This is a genomic window from Myxococcales bacterium (genome assembly GCA_016716835.1).
Taxonomy (GTDB): domain Bacteria; phylum Myxococcota_A; class Polyangia; order Haliangiales; family Haliangiaceae; genus JADJUW01.
In genome coordinates this window covers 584,505-604,804 of the sequence record JADJUW010000002.1, presented here as the reverse complement: position 1 = coordinate 604,804, position 20,300 = coordinate 584,505, and the positions used below count along the sequence as shown (strand labels likewise).

The 20,300-nt window shown below is 61.9% G+C and carries 15 protein-coding genes and 1 pseudogene; 6 read left to right on the top strand and 10 right to left on the bottom strand.

Going from position 1 to position 20,300, the window contains the following annotated elements:
• Positions 1–24 precede the first annotated feature (24 nt).
• Both IPL79_17410 and IPL79_17405 read right to left on the bottom strand, forming a co-directional pair.
• On the bottom strand, positions 25–822 hold the full coding sequence (locus IPL79_17410) for an RMD1 family protein (GenBank protein ID MBK9072757.1): 798 nt from the start codon (positions 820–822) through the stop codon (positions 25–27).
• Positions 823–907: 85 nt separating this feature from the next.
• On the bottom strand, positions 908–1,318 hold the full coding sequence (locus tag IPL79_17405; protein ID MBK9072756.1) for a DUF1428 domain-containing protein: 411 nt from the start codon (positions 1,316–1,318) through the stop codon (positions 908–910).
• Between the two features lie 154 nt (positions 1,319–1,472).
• Here IPL79_17405 and IPL79_17400 point away from each other — a divergent pair, with 154 nt between their 5' ends.
• From IPL79_17400 to IPL79_17390, 3 genes are all read left to right on the top strand, one after another.
• Entirely contained in the window at positions 1,473–2,135 is a 663-nt protein-coding gene (locus IPL79_17400; protein ID MBK9072755.1) for a hypothetical protein, read from the top strand.
• A 272-nt stretch (positions 2,136–2,407) separates the two neighbouring features.
• A complete protein-coding gene (locus tag IPL79_17395) occupies positions 2,408–2,752 on the top strand; it encodes a helix-turn-helix domain-containing protein (GenBank protein ID MBK9072754.1) in 345 nt (114 codons plus the stop codon).
• Positions 2,749–3,972 (top strand): HipA domain-containing protein, encoded by a 1,224-nt coding sequence (locus IPL79_17390; protein MBK9072753.1) that lies wholly within the window; start codon positions 2,749–2,751, stop codon positions 3,970–3,972. The genes IPL79_17395 and IPL79_17390 overlap by 4 nt, the downstream gene beginning before the upstream one ends.
• A gap of 48 nt (positions 3,973–4,020) precedes the next feature.
• Here IPL79_17390 and IPL79_17385 read toward each other — a convergent pair whose 3' ends face one another.
• The 3 genes from IPL79_17385 to IPL79_17375 form a co-directional block, all read right to left on the bottom strand.
• A complete protein-coding gene (locus tag IPL79_17385; GenBank protein ID MBK9072752.1) occupies positions 4,021–4,935 on the bottom strand; it encodes a hypothetical protein in 915 nt (304 codons plus the stop codon).
• A 55-nt stretch (positions 4,936–4,990) separates the two neighbouring features.
• On the bottom strand, positions 4,991–5,815 hold the full coding sequence (locus IPL79_17380; GenBank protein ID MBK9072751.1) for a hypothetical protein: 825 nt from the start codon (positions 5,813–5,815) through the stop codon (positions 4,991–4,993).
• Positions 5,816–5,893: 78 nt separating this feature from the next.
• Positions 5,894–8,179: a TonB-dependent receptor gene (locus IPL79_17375; protein ID MBK9072750.1), complete on the bottom strand. Its 2,286-nt coding sequence runs from the start codon at positions 8,177–8,179 to the stop codon at positions 5,894–5,896.
• Between the two features lie 282 nt (positions 8,180–8,461).
• Between IPL79_17375 and rpsD the strand changes: the two genes are divergently transcribed.
• From rpsD to IPL79_17360, 3 genes and pseudogenes are all read left to right on the top strand, one after another.
• Positions 8,462–9,073 carry a 30S ribosomal protein S4 gene (gene rpsD, locus IPL79_17370; protein ID MBK9072749.1) on the top strand — a complete coding sequence of 204 codons (612 nt, stop codon included), beginning with the start codon at positions 8,462–8,464 and terminating at the stop codon, positions 9,071–9,073.
• Positions 9,074–9,227: 154 nt separating this feature from the next.
• A pseudogene (locus tag IPL79_17365) lies at positions 9,228–11,599 on the top strand (3-hydroxyacyl-CoA dehydrogenase).
• Positions 11,600–11,624: 25 nt separating this feature from the next.
• A complete protein-coding gene (locus tag IPL79_17360; GenBank protein ID MBK9072748.1) occupies positions 11,625–12,791 on the top strand; it encodes a thiolase family protein in 1,167 nt (388 codons plus the stop codon).
• Positions 12,792–13,472: 681 nt separating this feature from the next.
• On the opposite strand, the gene IPL79_17355 is transcribed toward IPL79_17360, so the two are convergent.
• The 5 genes from IPL79_17355 to IPL79_17335 all read right to left on the bottom strand — a co-directional run bounded on the left by IPL79_17355 (position 13,473) and on the right by IPL79_17335 (position 20,218).
• Positions 13,473–14,681, bottom strand: coding sequence for a 5-(carboxyamino)imidazole ribonucleotide synthase (locus IPL79_17355; protein MBK9072747.1), 1,209 nt, complete (start codon positions 14,679–14,681; stop codon positions 13,473–13,475).
• Positions 14,678–15,205: a 5-(carboxyamino)imidazole ribonucleotide mutase gene (gene purE / locus IPL79_17350; GenBank protein ID MBK9072746.1), complete on the bottom strand. Its 528-nt coding sequence runs from the start codon at positions 15,203–15,205 to the stop codon at positions 14,678–14,680. The genes IPL79_17355 and purE overlap by 4 nt, the downstream gene beginning before the upstream one ends.
• The gene (locus IPL79_17345) at positions 15,202–16,227 is read right to left on the bottom strand and encodes a threonylcarbamoyl-AMP synthase (GenBank protein ID MBK9072745.1); all 1,026 of its coding nucleotides are present in this window, start codon (positions 16,225–16,227) and stop codon (positions 15,202–15,204) included. Before IPL79_17345 ends, purE begins: the two co-directional genes overlap by 4 nt.
• 26 nt (positions 16,228–16,253) lie before the next feature.
• Complete coding sequence (locus tag IPL79_17340; protein ID MBK9072744.1) at positions 16,254–17,333, bottom strand: PilT/PilU family type 4a pilus ATPase; 1,080 nt, start codon at positions 17,331–17,333, stop codon at positions 16,254–16,256.
• A 149-nt stretch (positions 17,334–17,482) separates the two neighbouring features.
• Positions 17,483–20,218, bottom strand: a complete 2,736-nt coding sequence (locus tag IPL79_17335) for an EAL domain-containing protein (GenBank protein ID MBK9072743.1) — start codon at positions 20,216–20,218, stop codon at positions 17,483–17,485.
• Between the last annotated feature and the right edge of the window lie 82 nt (positions 20,219–20,300).

Below are 20,300 nucleotides of genomic sequence, written 5' to 3'. Positions count from 1 at the left end.
ACAGCCGCACCCTAGTGCGGCGTCCTACAGCAGCTTGTCGACCAGCGTTACCACCACCTCAAACAAAATGAGGGCGATGATGATGACCTCAAGCACGTGCGAGTGACGGGCTTGTTCGATATCGAGGAAGATTTCGAGCGAGTCCTGGATGATGTTGAGCTTGTGCTCCAGCGCGCGTGCGCGTTCTTCGATCTCTAGTTCGCTGCGCAAGGCGCGGTACAAGGCGTCGAGCGCTTCGTCTTCCCAGGTCGCCGCCGGCTTGTCGAGCAACGCCAGGCCCGCGATCATCTGGTTCTTCGACGACAAGGTGCTGGCGACAAACCGCGTCAAATCGCGCTTGCGCCCGCGCAGCCGACCGCGGCTCGCGACGTGTTCGGTTTGCTCGTGCAGCGCTTTCTGAATCTCTTGCCAGTCTTCTTCGTAATAGTCTAGGGCGACGGATTGCGCGAGCAAGCGCGCGATGATCTCGACTGCGCCAGGCGATAGCGCCCGCAGCATGACGCGTTCAAAGCCAACCTGCGCATGGCTTGCCAGCGTCGGGTCGAGCTGCACGATATAGTCTTCTTCAAGCGGGTTGTGGGGTTCATCGGTGGCCACCTTGGCGCGTATCTCCGCCAAGACCCGAGATCGCTCTTCGCCGCTGATATTTAGAAAGACCACAGCGCCGAAGTCGAAGGCGACTGCGAACTTGTCAGCGGCGTACTCCGCGACGAGCTGACTCTTGGTTTGGCGGATCTTCGCCCCCGCAAAACAGGCCTCAAGGTCGCGCATGCGAAATTGCGCTTCAAAGCCGTAGGCGAGCACGGGCAGGACGGTGGTCATGGCTCCAGCTTACGCCAAATTGCGCACACCCGCGAAAGCTAGCCCTAGTTCCGCACGCCCTCACAGGCACGCGTGAGGCCGCCGGCTAAGCACGCTTGGAGGCGCGCGGCTTGGCCTTTTTGGTCGCCGCTTTCGCCTTTGCGACGGCGCCGAGGATTTGCTCAAAACCGCCAAAAATCATGCGTTGGCCGTCAAAAGGCGCTTTCTTCCAGTCAAATTGCATGCGCGGATCGGCGAACACTTTCTTGCTGACCTGATCGCGGTGCGCGCGCGATTTATAGACGGCGTACCCCAAAGCGATCGCTTCGTTCTTCTTGAGTTTAACGCTCAGCGGCAGCGAGGTAAGTTTACCCGCGGGTACATCGTCTCCCACCGTCTCAACATACGAAAGCGCGCCGTGGTCCATCCACACATCACACGCCAATTGCGCGACCGCCTTGTAGCGCTTGAGGTTCTTTTTTGGCACAGGCAAAATAAATACGTCTAAATAGCTCATGTGCCCGCAGCGTAAGCTGCCCCGCGCGGCTAGTAAAGCCGAGTGATCGCTCGCTTCGCGGGAAGATCCTTGTCGTTCGCGAGCGCCCCCTTTGCAGCTTTGGTAGCCCAACTGGCTTGTGACCCGGACGTTGTTGCGTCTAGGCTTTGCGCAAATGACCCAACCAACCTTTCGCGTTACGAACTACCTGTTGTGCCTTGGTGTTGCCCTCACCGGCTGCGGCAAGAAAGAGGCGGCGGACACGTCGGCGCCAGCGCCCACACAAAAGGCGCAGCCTGCCACGCCAGCCAATAACAAGGACTACCCCGCTTCGACCGAAGGCCTCACGCAATTGGTGCAAGACCTAATCGCCGGCACCGCTTCGCCGAGCGACCTTGCGCTCCCCAATGCCGAGGCGTGGTTCAAAGGCAATTTTGGCGACGCCAACGGCGCGCTCGTCCTCGCCGAAGCGGGCGAAGTTGGCGACGTAGCCGCCATCCCGGGCCTACTCAAGCAAAAACAAGCCGACGGCAAGACCGAGGTTAAAGTTGAATGCTTCACCGACGCCGCCGACCCTGCCGCCATCGGCTACCAAGGCTTCGCACTCGCCGCGATGAAGAACCCCATTCCACTTTGCTCGGTGCGCCTGCTCGCCCCCGGCAAGAAGATGGGCTTCCACATCTACAACTTCGTCCACGTCGATGGCAAGTGGCGCCTCGCGGGCAAGATGAAATCCGCCAAGGCCCCCAAGAGCGCCGATCCGCAAATGGATGCCGTCTCCGAATTGCGCGCCGCCGACCGCGAAGAATTCTTCAAGTCCGGCAATCTGCCTGATTAACATGTAACCCATTGCCCAGGCCCGACTGCGCGCGAGCCAGGTCGGCGAATGCAAAATACCGCTTTCAAATTAACTGTTTGGCAGTTATGGACTCGCAGTCCGTAATTGCCAAACATCGCGAGGCGTCCGCAAGGCGCGCAAATCGCCGCCATCGACGTCCCCGGTCGCACCTGCTCGCTTCGCCGAATTCAGGGGTACAGGCTTTGTCGATTCAATCGTCCATCAGATAATATATAGTTTATCAATTCATCAAAATATGATAATTATATATTATGTCAAAAACATCCAACGTTAGCGACACCATGCCGCCGAGCGCGGTCTTGGCGCTCAAAAAGTTGGGTGAAAATCTCGCGATTGCGCGCTTGCGGCGCCGCGAATCGCAACGGCTTTGGGCTCGGCGTCTTGGGGTCTCCGTGCCCACGCTCATTCGCCTAGAGCAGGGCAACCCAGGCGTCAGCGTTGGCGTCCTGACCACCGCGCTGTGGATGATTGGCCGCGCCGACGCATTGCCCGACCTTGCAGATCCGACGACCGATCGCGGCGCCCTCGAACTCGACCTTCGCGCCGCAGCTAAACGCAAATCCGCGCGCACCGCGCAGAAGGCCGTCGCCAAATGACCGCCTACACGCCGGCGGATACGCTCTACCTATGGATGCTCGCCGACCCGCGCCATCCGGTGCTCATTGGCGAACTCAACGTCGTGCGATCGCTGCGCGGCGTTTCGTTGCGCTACGCCGCGAGCTGGCGCGAGCATGGCTTTGCCCTTAGCGAAGATCTGCCGCTGTGGGACAGCGAGTTTATGCCCAAGGACAAAGACACCGCGGCTGGCGCGGTCGATGACGCCCGCCCGGATCGATGGGGCGAGCGCATCATCCGTTTTATCGACAAGCCCTCGCGGCTGTCGCTGATGGAGTATCTCTACTTTGCCGGCGATGACCGCTTTGGTGCCTTAGGCGTCTCCACCTCGGCCACCGCGTATCTGCCGCGAAAATTCGGCCCATTGCCAAATTTCGCAGACATCGTCACCATCGAGCAGCTCGTCCAGCGCGTGTTGGCCAACGAGCCCATCCCCGCCGCGCAACAACGCCTCATCGTGCCGGGCGTCACCATGGGCGGCGCGAGACCCAAGGCGTTGGTCGAAATCGATGGCGCGCCGTGGGTTGTAAAGTTTGCCGATGGCGATGCGGTCGATACGCCGCTGATCGAACACGCCGCCATGTCGCTGGCGCGGCAGGCAGGCATCCGCACCGCGACAACCAGGGCCATTCGCCTCGCCGATGGCCATGCGGTCGCGGTGAAGCGCTTCGATCGACTGCCCCAAGGGCGGGTTCACGCCCTGTCGGCGCATGTCGCGCTGCGGGCGGCGGGCGAGCGGTTTGGCTATCCCGAGTTGGCGCAAGTGCTGCGACGTCGGGCAGACGCCAACGCTGACGCCTACGCCGACCAGATGCGCGAGCTATTTCGCCGCATGGTGTTTAACATTTTGATCGACAACACCGACGACCACGAAAAGAATCACGTCCTCCTCGTCACCGCCACCCAACACTACGAGCTTTCGCCCGCGTTCGATGTCCTGCCGTCGGGGCAGGCGCTCGGCTATCAGCAAATGCGGGTGGGCACCGCCGAAGCCGACGCCACGCTCGACAACGCCATGTCGATGTACCAAGCATTTGCGCTAAAAAAAGATGCCGCCGCCGCCGAGGTGCGCCAGGTCATCGCCGCCGTAGCGACGTGGCAGCCGCACTTCGCCGCTTGCGGCGTGAGCCAAAGCGACCTCGCGCTGTTAGCGGAGCAAATTGATCGGCCGTTCTTAAAGCAACAACGCGACAACTTTTGAGGCGTGTAGCGCGTGGTGGCGAAGTCGCATGAGCGGGACGTGAGCCCCCTAGTTTTGGTCAGCGCCAAACGCCGCAAGACACGCCTCTAGGTCTGGCGTCTGGGTAAACCCGCACTGGCCATCTTCTTGCCGCTTGCATTCGGCCTCGGCGTAGCACGCATATTCTTCTAGATACTCGCAGGTCGTCATCACCTGCTCATCGGCACAAACTTGGTTGCTGCAACCTGTGACCATGCAAGGAGGCTCAAGTTGGGTAAAAAACTGCGTGGCCGTGCGGCCCTTCGCTGAGGCACCGTTGGCATAAACCGTGTAACGATAGCCAACGACGATTAGCCCGGTGGTGAAGGCCTCCCCGATCGCCGCACCTATTTGTTCATCGGTCGCGCCGCTTGGCGCAAAATCGATGTCCGCGATCGTCGCGCTGAGGGTCGAGTTGACGCGGCGTTCGTGAAAATTTGGACACGGCGCGGAGATGCAGTAGATGCCACTTGGGGTGATGGAAACGAACACACCCTCGCCAGCGGCCTGGGTGGCAGAGAGCCATACTTCGCTGACAAGCAGCACATTGAGGCCGGCGGCGGCGCCTTCCGTTGCCTTAACGATGGTGCCACGAAGCAGGACGTTTCCATTTTCGACAGCCTGCCGCACGGAAAGAAGGTCGTAGCCCGGCGGAACGGAGGCAGCGGAAAAATCGAGGTCGGCGAGATAGCATTCCTTGCGCCAGGCCCCATCGCAGCGGACCTTGGCGTAGTTGGTGCGCTTGGCGAATACGCCGCCGCACAAGGGCGAGACACACTTTCGATAGTCGTTGCTGATCGACAGCATGACGTCCGTTGCTTTGTCGGTGTCGGTGTCAGCGCCCGCAAACTGGTCCCCGAGCTCATCGACCACCACATGGTCACTATCCGTGCAGGCTGCCAGCACCAGCAGCGTAGGGACCAAACACGCCAAGATACGTCGCATGGGTGCCAGGTAGCGTTATTTGACGAGCCTGCCAAGCAGAATCGACCACCGCCTTCTACTTGCGCATCGGCGCCGTCGGCATGCCGCTGCGTTCGCAAATTAGGCGGTCGGGAAACTGCCGCCCCCACACAAATTCCAATTGGCGGCCCGCGGCGATCTTCTGGGTCGCGGTGGGCGCCAACGCCGTTTCGGCCGTCACCCCGCGCCCTCCGCCCAGGCATCGCACGGCTGGCACCTCGCCAAACCACTTCGTCCACCTCGAGACCGCTGGCAGCGTCCACGAGACGGCCACCTGCATGGAAAAGTCGTCGGCCAACGCCCATTCGGCCAGGGGCCACAGCTCGTAGTGAAAGCGATGCGCCCACGTGCCGTCGCTAAAATAGCCATGCCCGCGCTCTTGGCCGCCCAGCGGCTGGACATAGCGCACCTCGATCGCATTCTGCCCCGCCGTCAGGGCCAAGGCAAAGCGCGCGCGAAATAGCGACGCATCGCCGCCGCCGTACCGCGCCTTCATCGACGACCGATCGAGCTGGTACTCGTGGGGTGTAAGTGGCTTAGCCTCGGCGACGATCGGCGCGACCGAGGCCTGCCCGTGCCGCACTTCAATGGGGGCCGACGTCGGGAGCACGAACTCAAGCTCGACGGTCCGCGCGGCCTTAGCATTGACCGTATACGTCGCGACGACGTCACACGCCGTATCGCATGCGATCGCCAGCCGCTCACCCTCCACGACCAACCCCGACGCTGGCGCGCGCGCACGCAAGGCCGATGACGGCGCATGGGTCTTGTAGCCCGGGGCGCGCATATTAGCGAACGCACGCGCAGGCCACCATGCGGCGATGCTCGCAGCCATCAACAAGACGATGCTTTGTTGTTTCATGGCATCAAGCGTAGCGCCTCGTCCCACGCGCTTTCCCGCAGAAAAACGTAACCAATTGTCAAGGATGACGCGCGGGCGTTACCGCGGCGTAAACATCAGCCCGAGGATCGGCAGCACAGGCAAGCCGAGCGTGTCCTCGCGCACAAGCGTCCATACGCCATCGACTTGTTCGATGTCGTCGTCTCGGCCTTCGACGTTCTTGCGCAGCGTCGCGTTTTGCAGATCCAAAAACAGCGAGAGCTCGCCACGCTTTTTCTTCCACCGGCGATCGATGCGCACGTCGAGTTGAATAAACGTCGGCAGGCGGCGCCCAAAACCCAGCTCGGTATCGCCGCCGCTTGGCGACTCAAGCGCCACCGCCGGCGAAAACGGATTTCCCGACACCATGGTCAGCTTGGCACCGAGCTGCCACTTGCCAAGATCCACCGAATTCACCACGTGCAGGCGATGCGGTTGATCAAGCGCATAGGCGTGCCAACCCGCAAACAGCGCGGGGTCTTCCGTGCGCTGCGATTTGGCATACGTGTAGCTGATAAAGCTAAACCATCGGCCAACCTGCCGGCGCGCCATGAACTCGAGCCCAATCGAGCGCCCCTTGCCGAGGTTGCGTCGATAGCTGCCGTCGCCCACATATTCGAGCACAATTTCGAACAGCGCCGGCGACATGCCATCGCTGCGCAAGATGTTGCGATCTTCATCCGAGCGCACGGGCAGCCCCCGGCTCTCGTGCCAGAACGCCACCAGTGATGTGGTGATGCCTTCGGGCAGTTGCAATTCCGCGCCCACCGACGACTGGTACGTCGTGCTGCTGCCAACCTTTTGCTCGGCAAACGGCGTGTCGAGCTCGGTCGGCGCTGGCTCCTGGTGAAACACGCCAAAGGCCTGCCGCAGCGTTAAGTCCTGCGTCACCACCTGATGCAGATTGATCCGCGGGTCCATCACGAACTCGCCGGTAAGATCGTAATAGTCGAGCCGCAGGCCCGGCTTGACCGACCACTTGTCGCTCGGCGAATATCGCAGCTCGCCCCACACGCCAATATCGTTCCACGTCCGCGATGTGAAGATGGTCTCAGGCCCTTCACCCTCATCGCGATTAAAACCGGTTACCGTCGTAACCCCGAGATAGCCGCCCTGAAAGTCGACGCCCGCGCGCAGGTGCCCCCACGTTTCATCCCGCACCGCATCAATGCGCGTGCCCCACGGATACACCGGGCGTCGAAACACAATGTTGCGCGTCGGTGAGCCATCGCCCTCTTCTTCGTCGCGATCGCCGCGAAACGAAATCACGGTGGTCCCCAACCATGGCGTCACCGACACCACCAGGTCCTTCGCGAGCTGACGCGTGTATTTCACCGCCGCACGCACAAACCACAGGTTCACCGAGATGTCCGTCGACGCCACGCGATCCCACGACGTCAGCAAGAGCGGCGCCCAATGCCCATCCTTTTTCGCGTCGCCCCACGACAGCCGTACTTGCCCGTCAAAATAGCTCGGCAAGGGGTCTTCCGGCAGCACAAAGGGCCTTGCCAGCACATCGAGATACGAGCGCCGCAGGCCAATGAGCGCACCGATCTTGCTGCCCTTCCGCACCGGTCCCTCGGCGTAAAGCGCGGAATGCAGCAAGCTCACCTCGCCGCCCAGCCGCAGCTTGTCGGTGCGCGGATCGACGCTGGTGATATCGACCACCCCGCCCTGGGCGCGGCCGAAGCGGCTCTCAAAACCACCGAGCTGCACATCCATTTTGTCGATGAGATGCGACGGCACAAACGATTGCAGGCCGCCAAAGTGAAACACTAAGGGCACCTCGATGCCGTCGAAATACACCGCGGTGTCGCGCGGCGACATGCCTCGTAGCGCGAGGCCACCAAAGCTAAACGGAATTCGTGCAACGCCGGGCAGCGATTGAATTGCACGCAACGCATCGTTGGCCGCGCCGGGAATGCGCGCAATCTCGTCGCCGGACAGCTCGTACGAGGTCGCCTTGGTTTGCTCGGGTGTTTCGCCGCTGACAATAATGGTTTCGGCGTCGGCCTCGGGTCGCAACGCGATCGTTTGTCGTGGTGACGATAGCGTGCCGCTCCCCGTAAGATAGCCATTGGCGACAACGACAAATGTGGTTCCTGCCGGCGCCGCGACCGCCGCCTCGCCCGCCGCATCAGTTAGGTACGTCGCCTCGCCTACTAGCACGAGCGCCTGCTCGATGGCCTCGCCGGTGCGCCGGTCGGTGACCTCGACTACGATGTTTTCGGAAACCGCCGCCTCATCGCTAGCCGGCACTTGGGCCATGGCGCCGGGTGCGGCGGCAAAAGCCAGGCCGACCGCCGCCAGGGCGATCAAATGCCGAGGTGCCGGGCGTGCAATCACAGCACACAGCATGGCACACGATAGGGAGACGTAAAGGGCACGGCTACTTACGAGCTGGCGCATACGGCTTATGTAATATCAGCAACTTACGGTACGAACGTAGGCTCCGAGGGAGCGCTCTGTCAGGCCGTCAGAACCAATTGCCCACGCCCCCTCATTTCGTGGACGATTGCCCTGTACGGCATTTGATTCATTGATCTATAAGGCCGCCTTGCTCTATAAGACCGCGTCGCAGAGGCCTGCCGCGGTTTTGCCACGGCGAGAAGAATATAAGGAAGCAACATGAGTCGATACACTGGTCCACGGGTAAAAGTTCAACGCGCGCTCGGCGTAAGTCTGCCCGGCCTTTCCACCAAAGGCATTGATCGTCGTCCGCAGCGCCCAGGCCAACACGGCTATGCGCGTCGCAAGGTCACGGAGTTTGGCCTGCGCTTGATGGAAAAGCAAAAGCTTCGTTTCTACTACGGCCTTTCCGAGCGCCAGTTCAGTGGCGTCGTGCAAGCGGCTGGTCGTTCGACCACCGCAACCGGCACCAAGCTCATCGAATTGCTCGAGCGACGTCTCGACAACGTGATGTTCCGCGCGGGCTTTTTCCCGACCATTCCAGCCGCGCGCCAAGCGGTGACGCACGGCCACATCAGCGTCAACGGCAAGCGCGTCGACATCGCGTCGTTCCGCGTCAAGCTCGGCGACGTGATCGGCCTTACCAAGACCGGCGAAGCGATCGACAGCATCACTAACCAAATCGCCACTCGCCGCTACGCCGCGCCGCCATGGCTCGACGTCGTCGACGCCGAGAAGACCATCAAAGTCTCGGGCATGCCTGACGAAGGCTCGGCGCTGGTCGAAATCGACTCGCGGCTCGTGATCGAATACTACTCGCTGCGCCTCTAAGAGGTCGCCGCATCGCCCTCGCCGCTGGCAAGGGTGCTCTCCAAGGCTTGTCCAATCGGACAGGCCTTTTTTGTTGCCCGCCGCGCCCCCGTAGGCGGTGCCGCGGCTAGCCGCCTTTGGCCAAATCGGCTAAACCTCTTGGTGAAGGACGCTTATGACCAAACCAATTCGCAAGATTGCTGTGCTGGGTTCTGGGGTGATGGGGAGCGGCATCGCCGCGCATTGCGCCAACGCGGGGCTGTCGGTGGTGCTACTCGACATCGTGCCGCCAAACATTGCCGACGCCGACAAGGGCAAAAAATCGGTACGCAATAGCTTCGCCGACGGCGCCATCGCCAAGCTGCTCAAGGGCAAGCCGGCGTCGTTTTTTCACCCACGCAATGCGCTCCTGGTGCAGACCGGCAATCTTGAAGACGATCTTGAGCGCGTCAAAGACTGCGACCTTATCGTCGAGGCCATCATCGAAAAGCTCGACATCAAGCAGGCGCTGTTTACGCGCCTTGAAAAAATTGTCGGCCCCGACACCATCGTGGCGTCCAACACCTCGGGGCTCCGCATCGTCGACATGATGGCGGGCCGCACCGCCAAGTTCAAAGAGAACTTCCTCATCACCCACTTCTTTAATCCACCGCGCTACATGAAGCTGCTCGAATTGGTCGCGGGCCCCGATACGCATGCCGACGTCAAGGCGCGCGTCGAGGCCTGGGGCAAAGACGTGCTCGGCAAGGGTATCGTATGGGCCAAGGACACGCCAAACTTCATCGCCAATCGCATTGGCGCGCACGCCATGATGGCAACCATCCATCAAATGCTCGCCATGGATTTGGCCCCCGAAGACGTCGACGCGCTCACCGGCATCCCGATGGGCCATCCCAAGAGCGCCACCTTTCGCACCGGCGACATGGTCGGCCTCGACACGCTCGGCCATGTGGTGAGCAATTGCTACAACGTGCTCACCAGCGATGAGGACCGCGAGGTCTTTAAGATGCCGGCGTATTTGGCGGCGATGATCGAAAAGAAGCAGCTTGGCGACAAGACCAAGGGCGGCTTCTACAAAAGGGCAAGGGCGGCGTGGTCGAAACGCTCGATCCTAAAACCGGCGAATACCGCGCCAAGGGCGGCAATGAGGCGCTGATCAAGGCCGCCAAGGGCATCGCCAAGATCGAAGATGCCGGCGAGCGCATCAAGAAGCTCGTCGCCACCGAGGGAGTGGTCGGCGAGTTTGCGTGGAAAACCCTGAGCAAGAGCATGGCGTATTCGGCGCGGCGCCTCGGCGAAATCTCCGACAGCGTCAAGGCGATCGATGACGGCATGAAGTGGGGGTACAACTGGGACCTCGGGCCTTTTGAGATCTGGGATGCGCTCGGCTTTGCTGCCACCTACGATCGCATGGTCGCCGACGGCATTGCGCTGCCGGCCAGCATCAAGAAAATGCGCGACAGCGGCGCCACCAGCTTCTATCAAGGCCACACCGTCTATGACGTCGCGGCCGGCAAATACGCCGACAACAAGCCCGACGCGCGTGAGGCCACGCTCACCGTCATGCGCAAGGGCGACGCGCCCGTGCTTAAGAACGCCGGGGCCGAGGCGTGGGATTTGGGCGATGGCGTCTTGGGCCTTACGTTTAAGACCAAGGCCAACAGCATCGATACCGACGTGATCGGCATGTTGACGCTCGCCGTGGAGCGCGCCGAACGCGACTTCAAGGGCCTCTTGCTGTTTAACCAAGGAGAGTTCTTCTGCGTCGGCGCCAACCTCTTCGCGGTCGCCATGGCGGCGCAGCAAAAGCAATGGGATGGCATTTCGGCCATGGTTGGGAATTTGCAGACCGGTCTGCAGCGAATGAAATATGCGTCGGTGCCGGTGATCGCTGCGCCATATAATATGACGCTGGGCGGGGGCCTCGAGCTCTGCCTCGCCGCCGACGGCGTGCAAGCGGCCTCTGAAACCTATGCTGGCCTGGTGGAAGTAGGCGTGGGCCTCATTCCTGGCGGCGCCGGCAACCTCAACATGCTGTGGCGTGCCTTTGAAAGCATTCCCGAAGGCGTCGAGGTCGACTCGTACGCCGTGGTGACGCAGGTGTTTAAGAACATCGCGCTCGCCAAGGTCGCCACGTCGGCCGAAGAAGCCAAGGCCTACGGCTACTTCCGCGGCACCGACGGCGTGTCGTTTGACCGCGCGCGGCAGCTGCACGAGGCCAAGCAGCGCGTCATTGGCCTCGCCAACGCGGGCTATCACCCGGCGACGCCCCGGGCCTACAAGCTGCCTGGCGACAGCGGCATCGCGACGCTCAAGATGATGATCAACACGTTGGTCGCCGGCGGCTATGCCAGCGAGCACGATGCGAAAATTGCCGGCAAGCTCGCCAACGTCTTGTGCGGCGGCACCACCGGCCACACCCACGCGGTCACCGAGCAAGAAATTCTCGACCTCGAGCGAGAGGCCTTTGTCTCGCTGTGCGGCGAAGAGAAGAGCATCGCGCGCATGCAGCACATGCTCATGAACAACAAGCCCCTGCGCAACTAACCCACCTGCAACCAAGGAAAACACCATGACCAAAATTGTCATTGCCGAAGCAGTCCGTTCCGCGGTGGGTCGCGCCGTCAAAGGCTCGCTCACCAACAAGCGCCCCGACGAATTGGCGGGCGACGTCATCGCCGCGCTGCTCGCGCGCGTGCCACAACTTAAACCCAGCGACGTCGACGACCTCGTACTCGGCTGCGCCATGCCCGAGGGCGAGCAAGGCCTCAACGTCGCGCGCCTCGCAGGCTTGCTTGGCGGCCTGCCGATTGAAACTGGCGCCCAAACCATCAACCGATTTTGTTCGTCGGGCCTGCAAGCCATTGCGACGGCAGCTGGTCAGATTGCGGTTGGCAGCAGCGACGTCGTGGTCGCCGGCGGCGTCGAATCCATGACCATGGTGCCGATGATCGGCTTTCACCTCAGCGCCTCGCCAGAGCTCATGGAGCGCTTTCCTACCGCGCATACGCCGATGGGCATTACGGCGGAAAATGTCGCCAAGAAGTTTAACATTTCGCGCGAGGCGCAAGACGCCTTTGCCTTTGGCAGCCAGATGAAGGCCAAGGCGGCCATCGAAAAAGGCGTCTTCAAAGACGAAATCGTCGCGGTGCGCGCGATTGGCTACGGCCAAAATGGCGAGCGCGTTTACAGCGATTTTGCCATCGACGAATTGCCGCGCCCCGAGACTACGCTCGAAGGCCTTGGCAAACTGCCGGCTGCCTTTTCCATGGGCGGCTCGGTCACCGCGGGCAACGCCTCGCCGCTCTCTGACGGCGCGGCCGCTTGTTTGGTGATGTCGGACGACAAGGCCAAAGCCCTCGGCATCAAGCCGCTTGGCTACTTCAAGGCGTTCGTCACCGTCGGCGTCGACCCGGCCCTCATGGGTATTGGCCCCCTGCCCGCGGTGCAAAAGCTGCTCGCCAAGACCGGCCTCAAGGTCTCTGACATCGACCTCTTCGAGATGAACGAGGCCTTTGCCAGCCAAGCCGTCTACTGCCAAAAAGAGCTCGGCATTCCTGACGCCAAGCTCAACGTCAACGGCGGCGCCATCGCGCTCGGCCACCCACTCGGCTGCACCGGCGCCAAGCTCACCGCCACCGCGCTCTACGAACTGCGCCGCCGCGGCGGCAAGTACGCCATCGTCACCATGTGCATCGGTGGCGGCCAAGGCGCCGCCGGCCTCTTCGAAGCCGCCTAGGGTCACTCCCGCCCCGAAATTTCCAAACAAATTTAGCCAGTTAAACACGCTACTGCGTAGTCACCTGGCGTCTGAGCTCTACATCGCACGCTGCGCATACGACTTAGGCGACTCGCAATGCTGCGGCAAGTCTGATGTTGGCCGAAGACCAACGATACGCTTCGGGCGATTCAGCTTTGCCAGCCACAACTGGATGCGATTCGATGCGACGTCGCGTCTTTTCAATATCGGTCCGTTCAATATACGTTGATTCAAAACGTCGAGCGAAGAGCGCACCGCTGCTCTTGGTCAACCGATTCCGGATCAACGCGTACCGTTGACACGTAACTTGCATGCAATTGCTTAGATCCAGGGGTGCGCGCGGAGCGATTAGCAAATATGCACAACGAGAGATTAGCGAAAAGGCATGTAACTGGCATCGATTTCGTTCCATCGATTCAGCCAGCACACGGAGGAATCGCAAATAATCGCTCGGGTATGAAAACAATGTTCGCATCGCTACACTCGTCAACGCGACCTCGTGCGGTTCAGAGGTAACAACATGGCGGGGTTTGCGCATTGCATGGGTTATCGGCGTGCGCCTCACATTGGTGCGATGCATTTCACCCAATTGAGCGATGTGGCATCGAATCGATGCGGGCGTCCGGTGACTACGCAGCACCCGTGTTAACACATTGAAATTTATATGGAATTTTGGTGCGAGAGTGACCCCATCATGGAGGCGGCGTCGGCGAGGGCGCGCTCGGCGTTGTCGTCCAGGAGCAGGACGTGGCCCATCTTGCGGCCGGGCGCGGGGCCTTCTTTGCCGTAGAGGTGGAGGCGCGCACGGGGGTGGGTGAGCACGACGGACCAGTCGGGTTCGCCGTGGGCCCACAGATCGCCAAGCAGGTTGAGCATGACGGCGCCCGTGGTTTGCCGCGCCTCGGCGAGTGGCAGGCCGCAGACGGCACGCACGTGTTGCTCGAATTGCGAGACGGTGCACGCTCCATAGGTGTAGTGCCCGCTGTTGTGGGTGCGCGGCGCGATTTCGTTGACCAGCAAGGTGCCATCCGGCAGCTCGAACATTTCGACCGCCATGACGCCTACATGGCCAAGCTCGTTGGCAATACGTGTCGCGATCGCAATCGCCTCTCCGCGGCGAACCTCGGGCATAGGTGCTGGGGCTCGCGTAATATGCAAAATGTGATTGCGGTGCTGATTCTCGGCAATCGGGAAGACCTCGATATCGCCGGCCATGCCGCGCGCCAAGATGACGGAGATTTCGCGTGCAAATGGCACTAAGGCCTCAAGCACCGCGGGCTCATACTTGAGCTGTCGCAACGACTCGTTGAGATCGCTGGCGTCCGTGATGCGCACCTGACCCTTGCCGTCGTAGCCGTGGCGCCTAACTTTCAAAATAGAAGGCCGCCCGACCATGGCGACCGCGCTCGTCAGCTCACCAAGCGACGCCGCCGGCGCATACGCTGCCTGCGGCAGGCCGAGCGACGCCAGAAAATTTTTCTGCGTCAACCGGTCTTGAATGGTGCGCAGGACGGCGGCGCCCGGACGTACAGGCGCCCGAGCTTCCAGCGCCTCGAGTACATCGGCCGGCACATGCTCAGTGTCGAGCGTGATGACGTCGGACTGCGCGGCTAAGTACATTGCCGCGTCGCGATCTTCGAGCGTGCCGAGCACGAAGCCATCCGCCACCTGCGCGGTTGGGCAGCGCACATTGCGATCGAGCACGACGATGCGATAGCCCATGCGGCGTGCCGCCAGCGCCATCATGCGCCCGAGCTGGCCGCCGCCCAGCACGCCAATGGTTGAGCCCGGTAGCAGCGGCGCGGTGGCAGCCGCGGCGATATCGCCATTTTGCGAATGGTGACGCACCGTCGAGCGAGCCCTGCTCAAAGTTCATCTCCCAGCACGGCGGCCGTTTGTGCGGCTCGATAGGCCGCGAGGCGCTTTGCGAGTGCGAGGTCTGTCGTCGCCAAGATTGCAGCCGCTAAGAGCCCTGCGTTGGCAGCGCCCGCCTCGCCGATAGCCAGTGTGCCTACCGGGATGCCCTTAGGCATTTGAACGATCGATAGCAGCGAATCCATGCCGCTAAGCGCCTTGGACTGCACGGGCACCCCGAGCACAGGCAAGGCCGTCTTGCTCGCGGTCATGCCAGGCAAGTGCGCTGCCCCGCCTGCCCCGGCGATGATGATTTTGAGGCCACGCGCGGCCGCTTGCTCGGCATAGGTAAATAACAAGTCGGGCGTGCGATGCGCCGATACAATGCGCGACTCGTGCCCGACCCCAAGCGCCGTGAGCACGTCGCTCGCGTGTTTCATGGTCGGCCAGTCGCTCTTGGAGCCCATGATGATACCAACCACGGGCACCGTTGGTCCGCCGCGTTTTGGGGCAGCCGAGGCTGATGGTTTGGCTTTCATGGCATTTTGCCTTTCACGAAATCTCGCGGTCCGGAGGCCTTTTGCAGACGGTCGACCACGGCCTCCCCTACCCCCACCGCATCTGGCATGACGGCTATAATTGTATCAACCCCGGCATCATCTAGCGAGCGCAAGGCCTCGTACAAGTGCCGCGCCAACAAGGCCACGTCATCACTAAGCGCGATGATTTGTAGTGGAGACGACCCGTTAGCGCGGAGCCCTGCCACATCGTCCGAATTGCGGACTAGCAGGCCGTAGCGAGGCGCACGTCCTTCGGCCAGGCACTGCGCGACGTGCGCCTCACACGCCGCCGAGAGGTCGCGCGACCACACGGCCAGCAAGCGCGCGCGCGGCGCATAATGCGATGGCAAAAGGCCGGGGGCCCGCAATCCCGTCGCCGGCGCCCCGCCCATTTGCCCCACCAAGGCCTCAAGCTGAGCGCGGGTGATGCCACCTGGCCTCACCATGACGGGCTGATCGCCAAGGAGGCTGACGATCGTCGATTCCACCCCCACCTCGCAGCGGCCCCCATCGAGAATATAGTCGACGTCATCGCCCAAATCCGCGGCGACGTCCGCCGCGGACGTGGGACTGAGCGCACCGAAACGATTGGCGCTCGGCGCGGCCACGGCGCCGCCAGCCTGCGCAATTAACGCTAATGCCATGGCATGGTTTGGCATGCGCACCGCGACCGACGAGCTTTCGATAAACGCTGCATCTGGCGCGGCGTCAGCCTTGGGCAACAGCAACGTCAGCGGCCCAGGCCAAAATGCCGACATCAGGAGTGTCGCCGCGGGCGTCACGACCGCGGCCCACTGCGCCACCTCGGCGGCCTCATGCACATGCACGATCAACGGGTGATTGCGCGGGCGGCCCTTGATGGCGTACACGCGATCAACCGCCGAAGCCTGCCGAGGGTCGGCGCCAAGCCCATAAACCGTCTCGGTGGGAAACGCCACCACCCCGCCGCGGCGCAGGATGGCCGCGGCATGTGCGACATCGGTGCCAAACGGAGCGGCCACCGCGTTATCGTACACGGTAACCCCGGCTAGCCGAAGCGCAAGGAGCGCTCGAAATCTTCGGGGTTCGATGACGCGTACATCGCGGTTTCCATGGAAACCAAGCCGCTGTTCACGAGATCGACGAGATGCTGGTCAAACAATTGCATCGAATACAGGTCGCGACCTTTTTTGATCAATTCAGGGATGTCACTCAAGCGATTATTGCGGATTGCCTCGCGCACCGAGCGCGTGACACGAAGAATCTCGACCGCCGGCAGGCGCCGGCGGCCTTCCTTGGCCGCAATCAGCCGCAGCGACACCACGGCTTGCAAGCAGTCGCCCAAGCGTTCGCGCGCGATCGCCTGCTCATCGGCGTCGAACAAGCCAACGTAGCGCTGAATCGTCGACATGGTATCGGGCGTGTGAATGGCCGACAGCAATAAGTGGCCGGTCTCCGCGGCCTTGAGGCTCGTCGCCGCGGTCTCTTTATCGCGAATCTCGCCGACCATGATGACGTCGGGGTCTTGCCGCATCGCCGCGATCAGCGCGTCCTTAAAGCTATCGGTATCCGAGCCAACCTCGCGCTGGATCACCATGCACTTGCCTGGCTCGTGAATGAATTCAATCGGGTCCTCGATCGTAATCACGTGCGCGTGGCGGGTTTCATTGATGTAGCGCACCATCGCCGCGATCGTGGTGGACTTGCCATTGCCCGTGGCGCCCGTCACCAGCACCATGCCGCGCCGAACATCGGCAATTTCGGCCAAGACCGGCGGCAGGTTTAGATCTTCGATGGTCACGACCTGGGGCGGAATGAGCCGCATGACGATGCCGACCGCGCCGCGCTGGCGAAAAATGGAAGCTCGAAAGCGCCCCCGCTGTGCCAGCGAATATGAGACGTCGATCTCGCGGAAAGCGCGCGTAAAGTCTACGTTTTGTCCGCGGTCCGCCAAAATCATCTTGGCGATGGTTTCGGTATCGGCAGCGATGAGCGGCGGCACCTTGATCGCCCCGAGCAATTCACCGTGCAGGCGATAGTGCGGCGGATAGCCGACCTCGAAGTGAATGTCCGATACCCCCCGGTCGATCCCAAACGCCAACAGCTTCTGAAACGTCGGATTGTCCATCGCCATACAGAATTAAGTGTAAGCCGGTTGAAGGCCTCAAGCACCCGGGCCGGGTCAGATTCGACGGCCTTGCCCGCGCATGTATGGCCGAGGCCTACCCCGTAGGCTTGAGCACGACGTCATCGCGCACGTGCGGTTATATAGCCTGGTTACGACGCGTCGCCTTCGTCATCGACGGGCGGCACCACCAAGCGCAGCGCGGTCTTGCCGTTGAGCGTGCGGTCTTCTTCCGCCGTCTCGACGATGCCGCTGTTGCTGCTCACACGCCGCGCGCGCGCCATAATTTGATCGGCGATGGTCGAAAGATCGCCCGTCGCACGCGAGTCGTCTTCGACGCTCGCCGCGAAGCCAGCCGGCAATTGCGATTCGCGCGAGATGTCCATGTCGACGTCACCGTGCTCATCAAACTCGGCGGGTGGCGCCGCAATCACCACGCGTTGTTCCACCTGCGAGCGAATCGCCCGCTTGACGCTTGGCGTGAGTTTGGGAAAGGCGGGCCCTGGCCGCGCCAAGAAGAAGCCTTGGCCGAACTTCACGCCAAGATCGCGCAACACGAGCAGGTCATCCGCGGTCTCAATGCCTTCGGCCACGAGCACCGAATCAATCGCGTCGGCGATGCGATTGAGCGACCGCACCATCTCGCGCTTCACCGTCGAGTTGGCCACGCCACGGGTTAGCACGTCTGAGAGCTTGATGAAGTTAGGGCGCAGCGCCATGACCGTCTCGAGATTTGAATGTCGGGTGCCAACGTCGTCGATGGCGACGCCAAACCCCATAGCGGTGTAGTTGGCGAGCGCGCGCTTAAACGACGAGAAATTCTCGATCGCGAGCTTTTCCGTGATCTCGAAGACGATGTTGGCAGGGGTGACCGCGCCCATCTCAAGCAAGGCGCTCACCTCGGCCTTGATGAAGGCCGAGTCGTAATACGAAACCGGCAACAAATTCACGAACAGGCGATGCACAGGCTCGAGCGTCGCCGCCCCTCGCAGCGCGCCGCGGAAACATGCGCGATCGAGTTCGAAGGTTAGGTCCACCTCGTCGGCGATCGAGAACAGCGTCGCGGGCGATTCAAGCGGCGTGCCTTTGGGGCCGCGCGTAAGCGCCTCAAAGCCGAAGATCTCGCCGGTCTCGAGATGTGCGATCGGCTGATAAACCGGCGTCAGCCCGTCCGAGAGAATGATATCTTGCAGCATCGCCTTTTCGCGCACGGCGCGCCGCTCGCGCGCCAAGCGCGCGGTATCGGCAGCCTCGGTCACCACGCGGGCGATCAACCGCTCAGGCCGCAACATCGAATTGCCGAGCACGCGTGCCACGCCGACCACGGTGCGCGGCACGTCGTGCAAGAGCTTGCGCACCGATGGCGTCAGGGCCGACTCCACCGCGGCCTCTAGCGCCAAGGCCAAGGCCTCGGCGCCGTCGCTCGCCATGCCGTTGCGCGGCTCGAGAAACACGATGTACGCGTCATCATCGGTGGTACGGCAAATAACATCGCCGCGGCCCAGCAGCCCCTCACGCAGCTCAAACAGAACGCGGCCCGCGGTTTCATAGACTTGGGCGTGATGCGCCACGCCGAGGTCGGTCTCGATGCGCTGAAGGCCACGAAGATCGACATAGAGGCACGACAGCGCGCGGCCGCGCTGCAACATCAGGGAGATCTCGGCGATGCGCTCATGATACGGCCGCAGATGATCTTCCTCGACCATGCGCACGAGCACCGACGACAGCGGCGCGGCGGCGGCGACGTCGACCGCGACGGGAACCGCATTGTCCAGCAAATGGGTCGCCCCGCCCGGCTCGTCCCGGGTGTGCGCCCGCACGCGCCCGGGTCCCATGGCCTTGGCGGCTCGCAGCGCCGACTTAGCGGAAGCAATAAGGCCTTCGGAATTGTCGGCATCTTCGGCGAAGCTCGCAATACCGACCGAGACGGTTACTTTGCGCTCGGTTGGAAACTCGGCGTGCGCAATGCTCTCGCGAATCTTGAGCGCCTTGGTCGTCGCGCCTGGCTTGGCCGTCGACGGCAGCAGCAAGACGAACTCTTCGCCCGAATATCGTGCCGTGATGTCTGAAAGCCGGCTGGTTGGATCCGCCGACCCAAGCACCTTGGCGATCCGCCGCAAATATTCGTCGCCGACCGCATAACCGAATTCTTGATTGATCGACGGCAGGCCATCGACCGCCACCATCAAAACGCTGAAGGCCTCGGGGTGACGGCGGCAACGCGCGCATTCCTCTTCTAGGCGTTCAAGAAATGCGCGGTGGGTATAGAGCCCGGTGAGCTGGTCGCGAAACGACAGCGCCTCTTGCTGCTTAACAATGCGATCGAGCTCCGCCTGGGCCAGGTCGAGATCATGCGTCCGATCGTCGAGCGCTTGGATGAGCCGCTCTTCGTGGCGCTCAAATTTTTGATTCGCAAGTCGGAGCTGGTTGACCAGTTCTTTGCCGCCATGTTCGCGCTCATAAGCCGAAACCAAGTGATCAATCATGGTGACCAGATCTTGGTTTTTCCATGGCTTGCGCAGCACGTATTGCGCGCCGCCATTATTCACCGACGCCAAAATATTGTCGGTATCGGCATAGCCCGTGACGACGATTCGGCGCGCATCGGGTCGCAACTTGGCGGACGCGGCGAGTAGCTCCGCACCGGTCATGCCGGGCATACGATAGTCGGTGACGACCACCGCGATATCGGAGTTTTCGCGCAGCAACGTAATCGCACGCTCCGGCGAGGACGCCAATAACACCTCGAACCCTCGTCGCAGGGCGCGATCGAGCAAGTCAAGGTTGAGGGTCTCATCGTCGACGCATAGGACCTTGAACTTTTGCCTTTCACGGACACGTCCGGCGGCTTGGTCGGGCACTTCGTCTGGCAGTTCTTGGTTCCCCACGTCTGTCTATTATAGGTGTGGCGAGCGCCGGCTCGATAGCTCTTAATTGACAAATTCCGGTGCGATTACACCTACATTGGCG

Coding starts and splice junctions, on each gene's coding strand:
- IPL79_17360 (MBK9072748.1), top strand. CDS start 11,625: ATGACCAAAATTGTCATTGCCGAAGCAGTCCGTTCCGCGGTGGGTCGC.
- IPL79_17385 (MBK9072752.1), bottom strand. CDS start 4,935: ATGCGACGTATCTTGGCGTGTTTGGTCCCTACGCTGCTGGTGCTGGCA.
- IPL79_17395 (MBK9072754.1), top strand. CDS start 2,408: ATGTCAAAAACATCCAACGTTAGCGACACCATGCCGCCGAGCGCGGTC.
- IPL79_17405 (MBK9072756.1), bottom strand. CDS start 1,318: ATGAGCTATTTAGACGTATTTATTTTGCCTGTGCCAAAAAAGAACCTC.
- rpsD (MBK9072749.1), top strand. CDS start 8,462: ATGAGTCGATACACTGGTCCACGGGTAAAAGTTCAACGCGCGCTCGGC.
- IPL79_17410 (MBK9072757.1), bottom strand. CDS start 822: ATGACCACCGTCCTGCCCGTGCTCGCCTACGGCTTTGAAGCGCAATTT.
- IPL79_17390 (MBK9072753.1), top strand. CDS start 2,749: ATGACCGCCTACACGCCGGCGGATACGCTCTACCTATGGATGCTCGCC.
- IPL79_17380 (MBK9072751.1), bottom strand. CDS start 5,815: ATGAAACAACAAAGCATCGTCTTGTTGATGGCTGCGAGCATCGCCGCA.
- purE (MBK9072746.1), bottom strand. CDS start 15,205: ATGAAAGCCAAACCATCAGCCTCGGCTGCCCCAAAACGCGGCGGACCA.
- IPL79_17340 (MBK9072744.1), bottom strand. CDS start 17,333: ATGGACAATCCGACGTTTCAGAAGCTGTTGGCGTTTGGGATCGACCGG.
- IPL79_17400 (MBK9072755.1), top strand. CDS start 1,473: ATGACCCAACCAACCTTTCGCGTTACGAACTACCTGTTGTGCCTTGGT.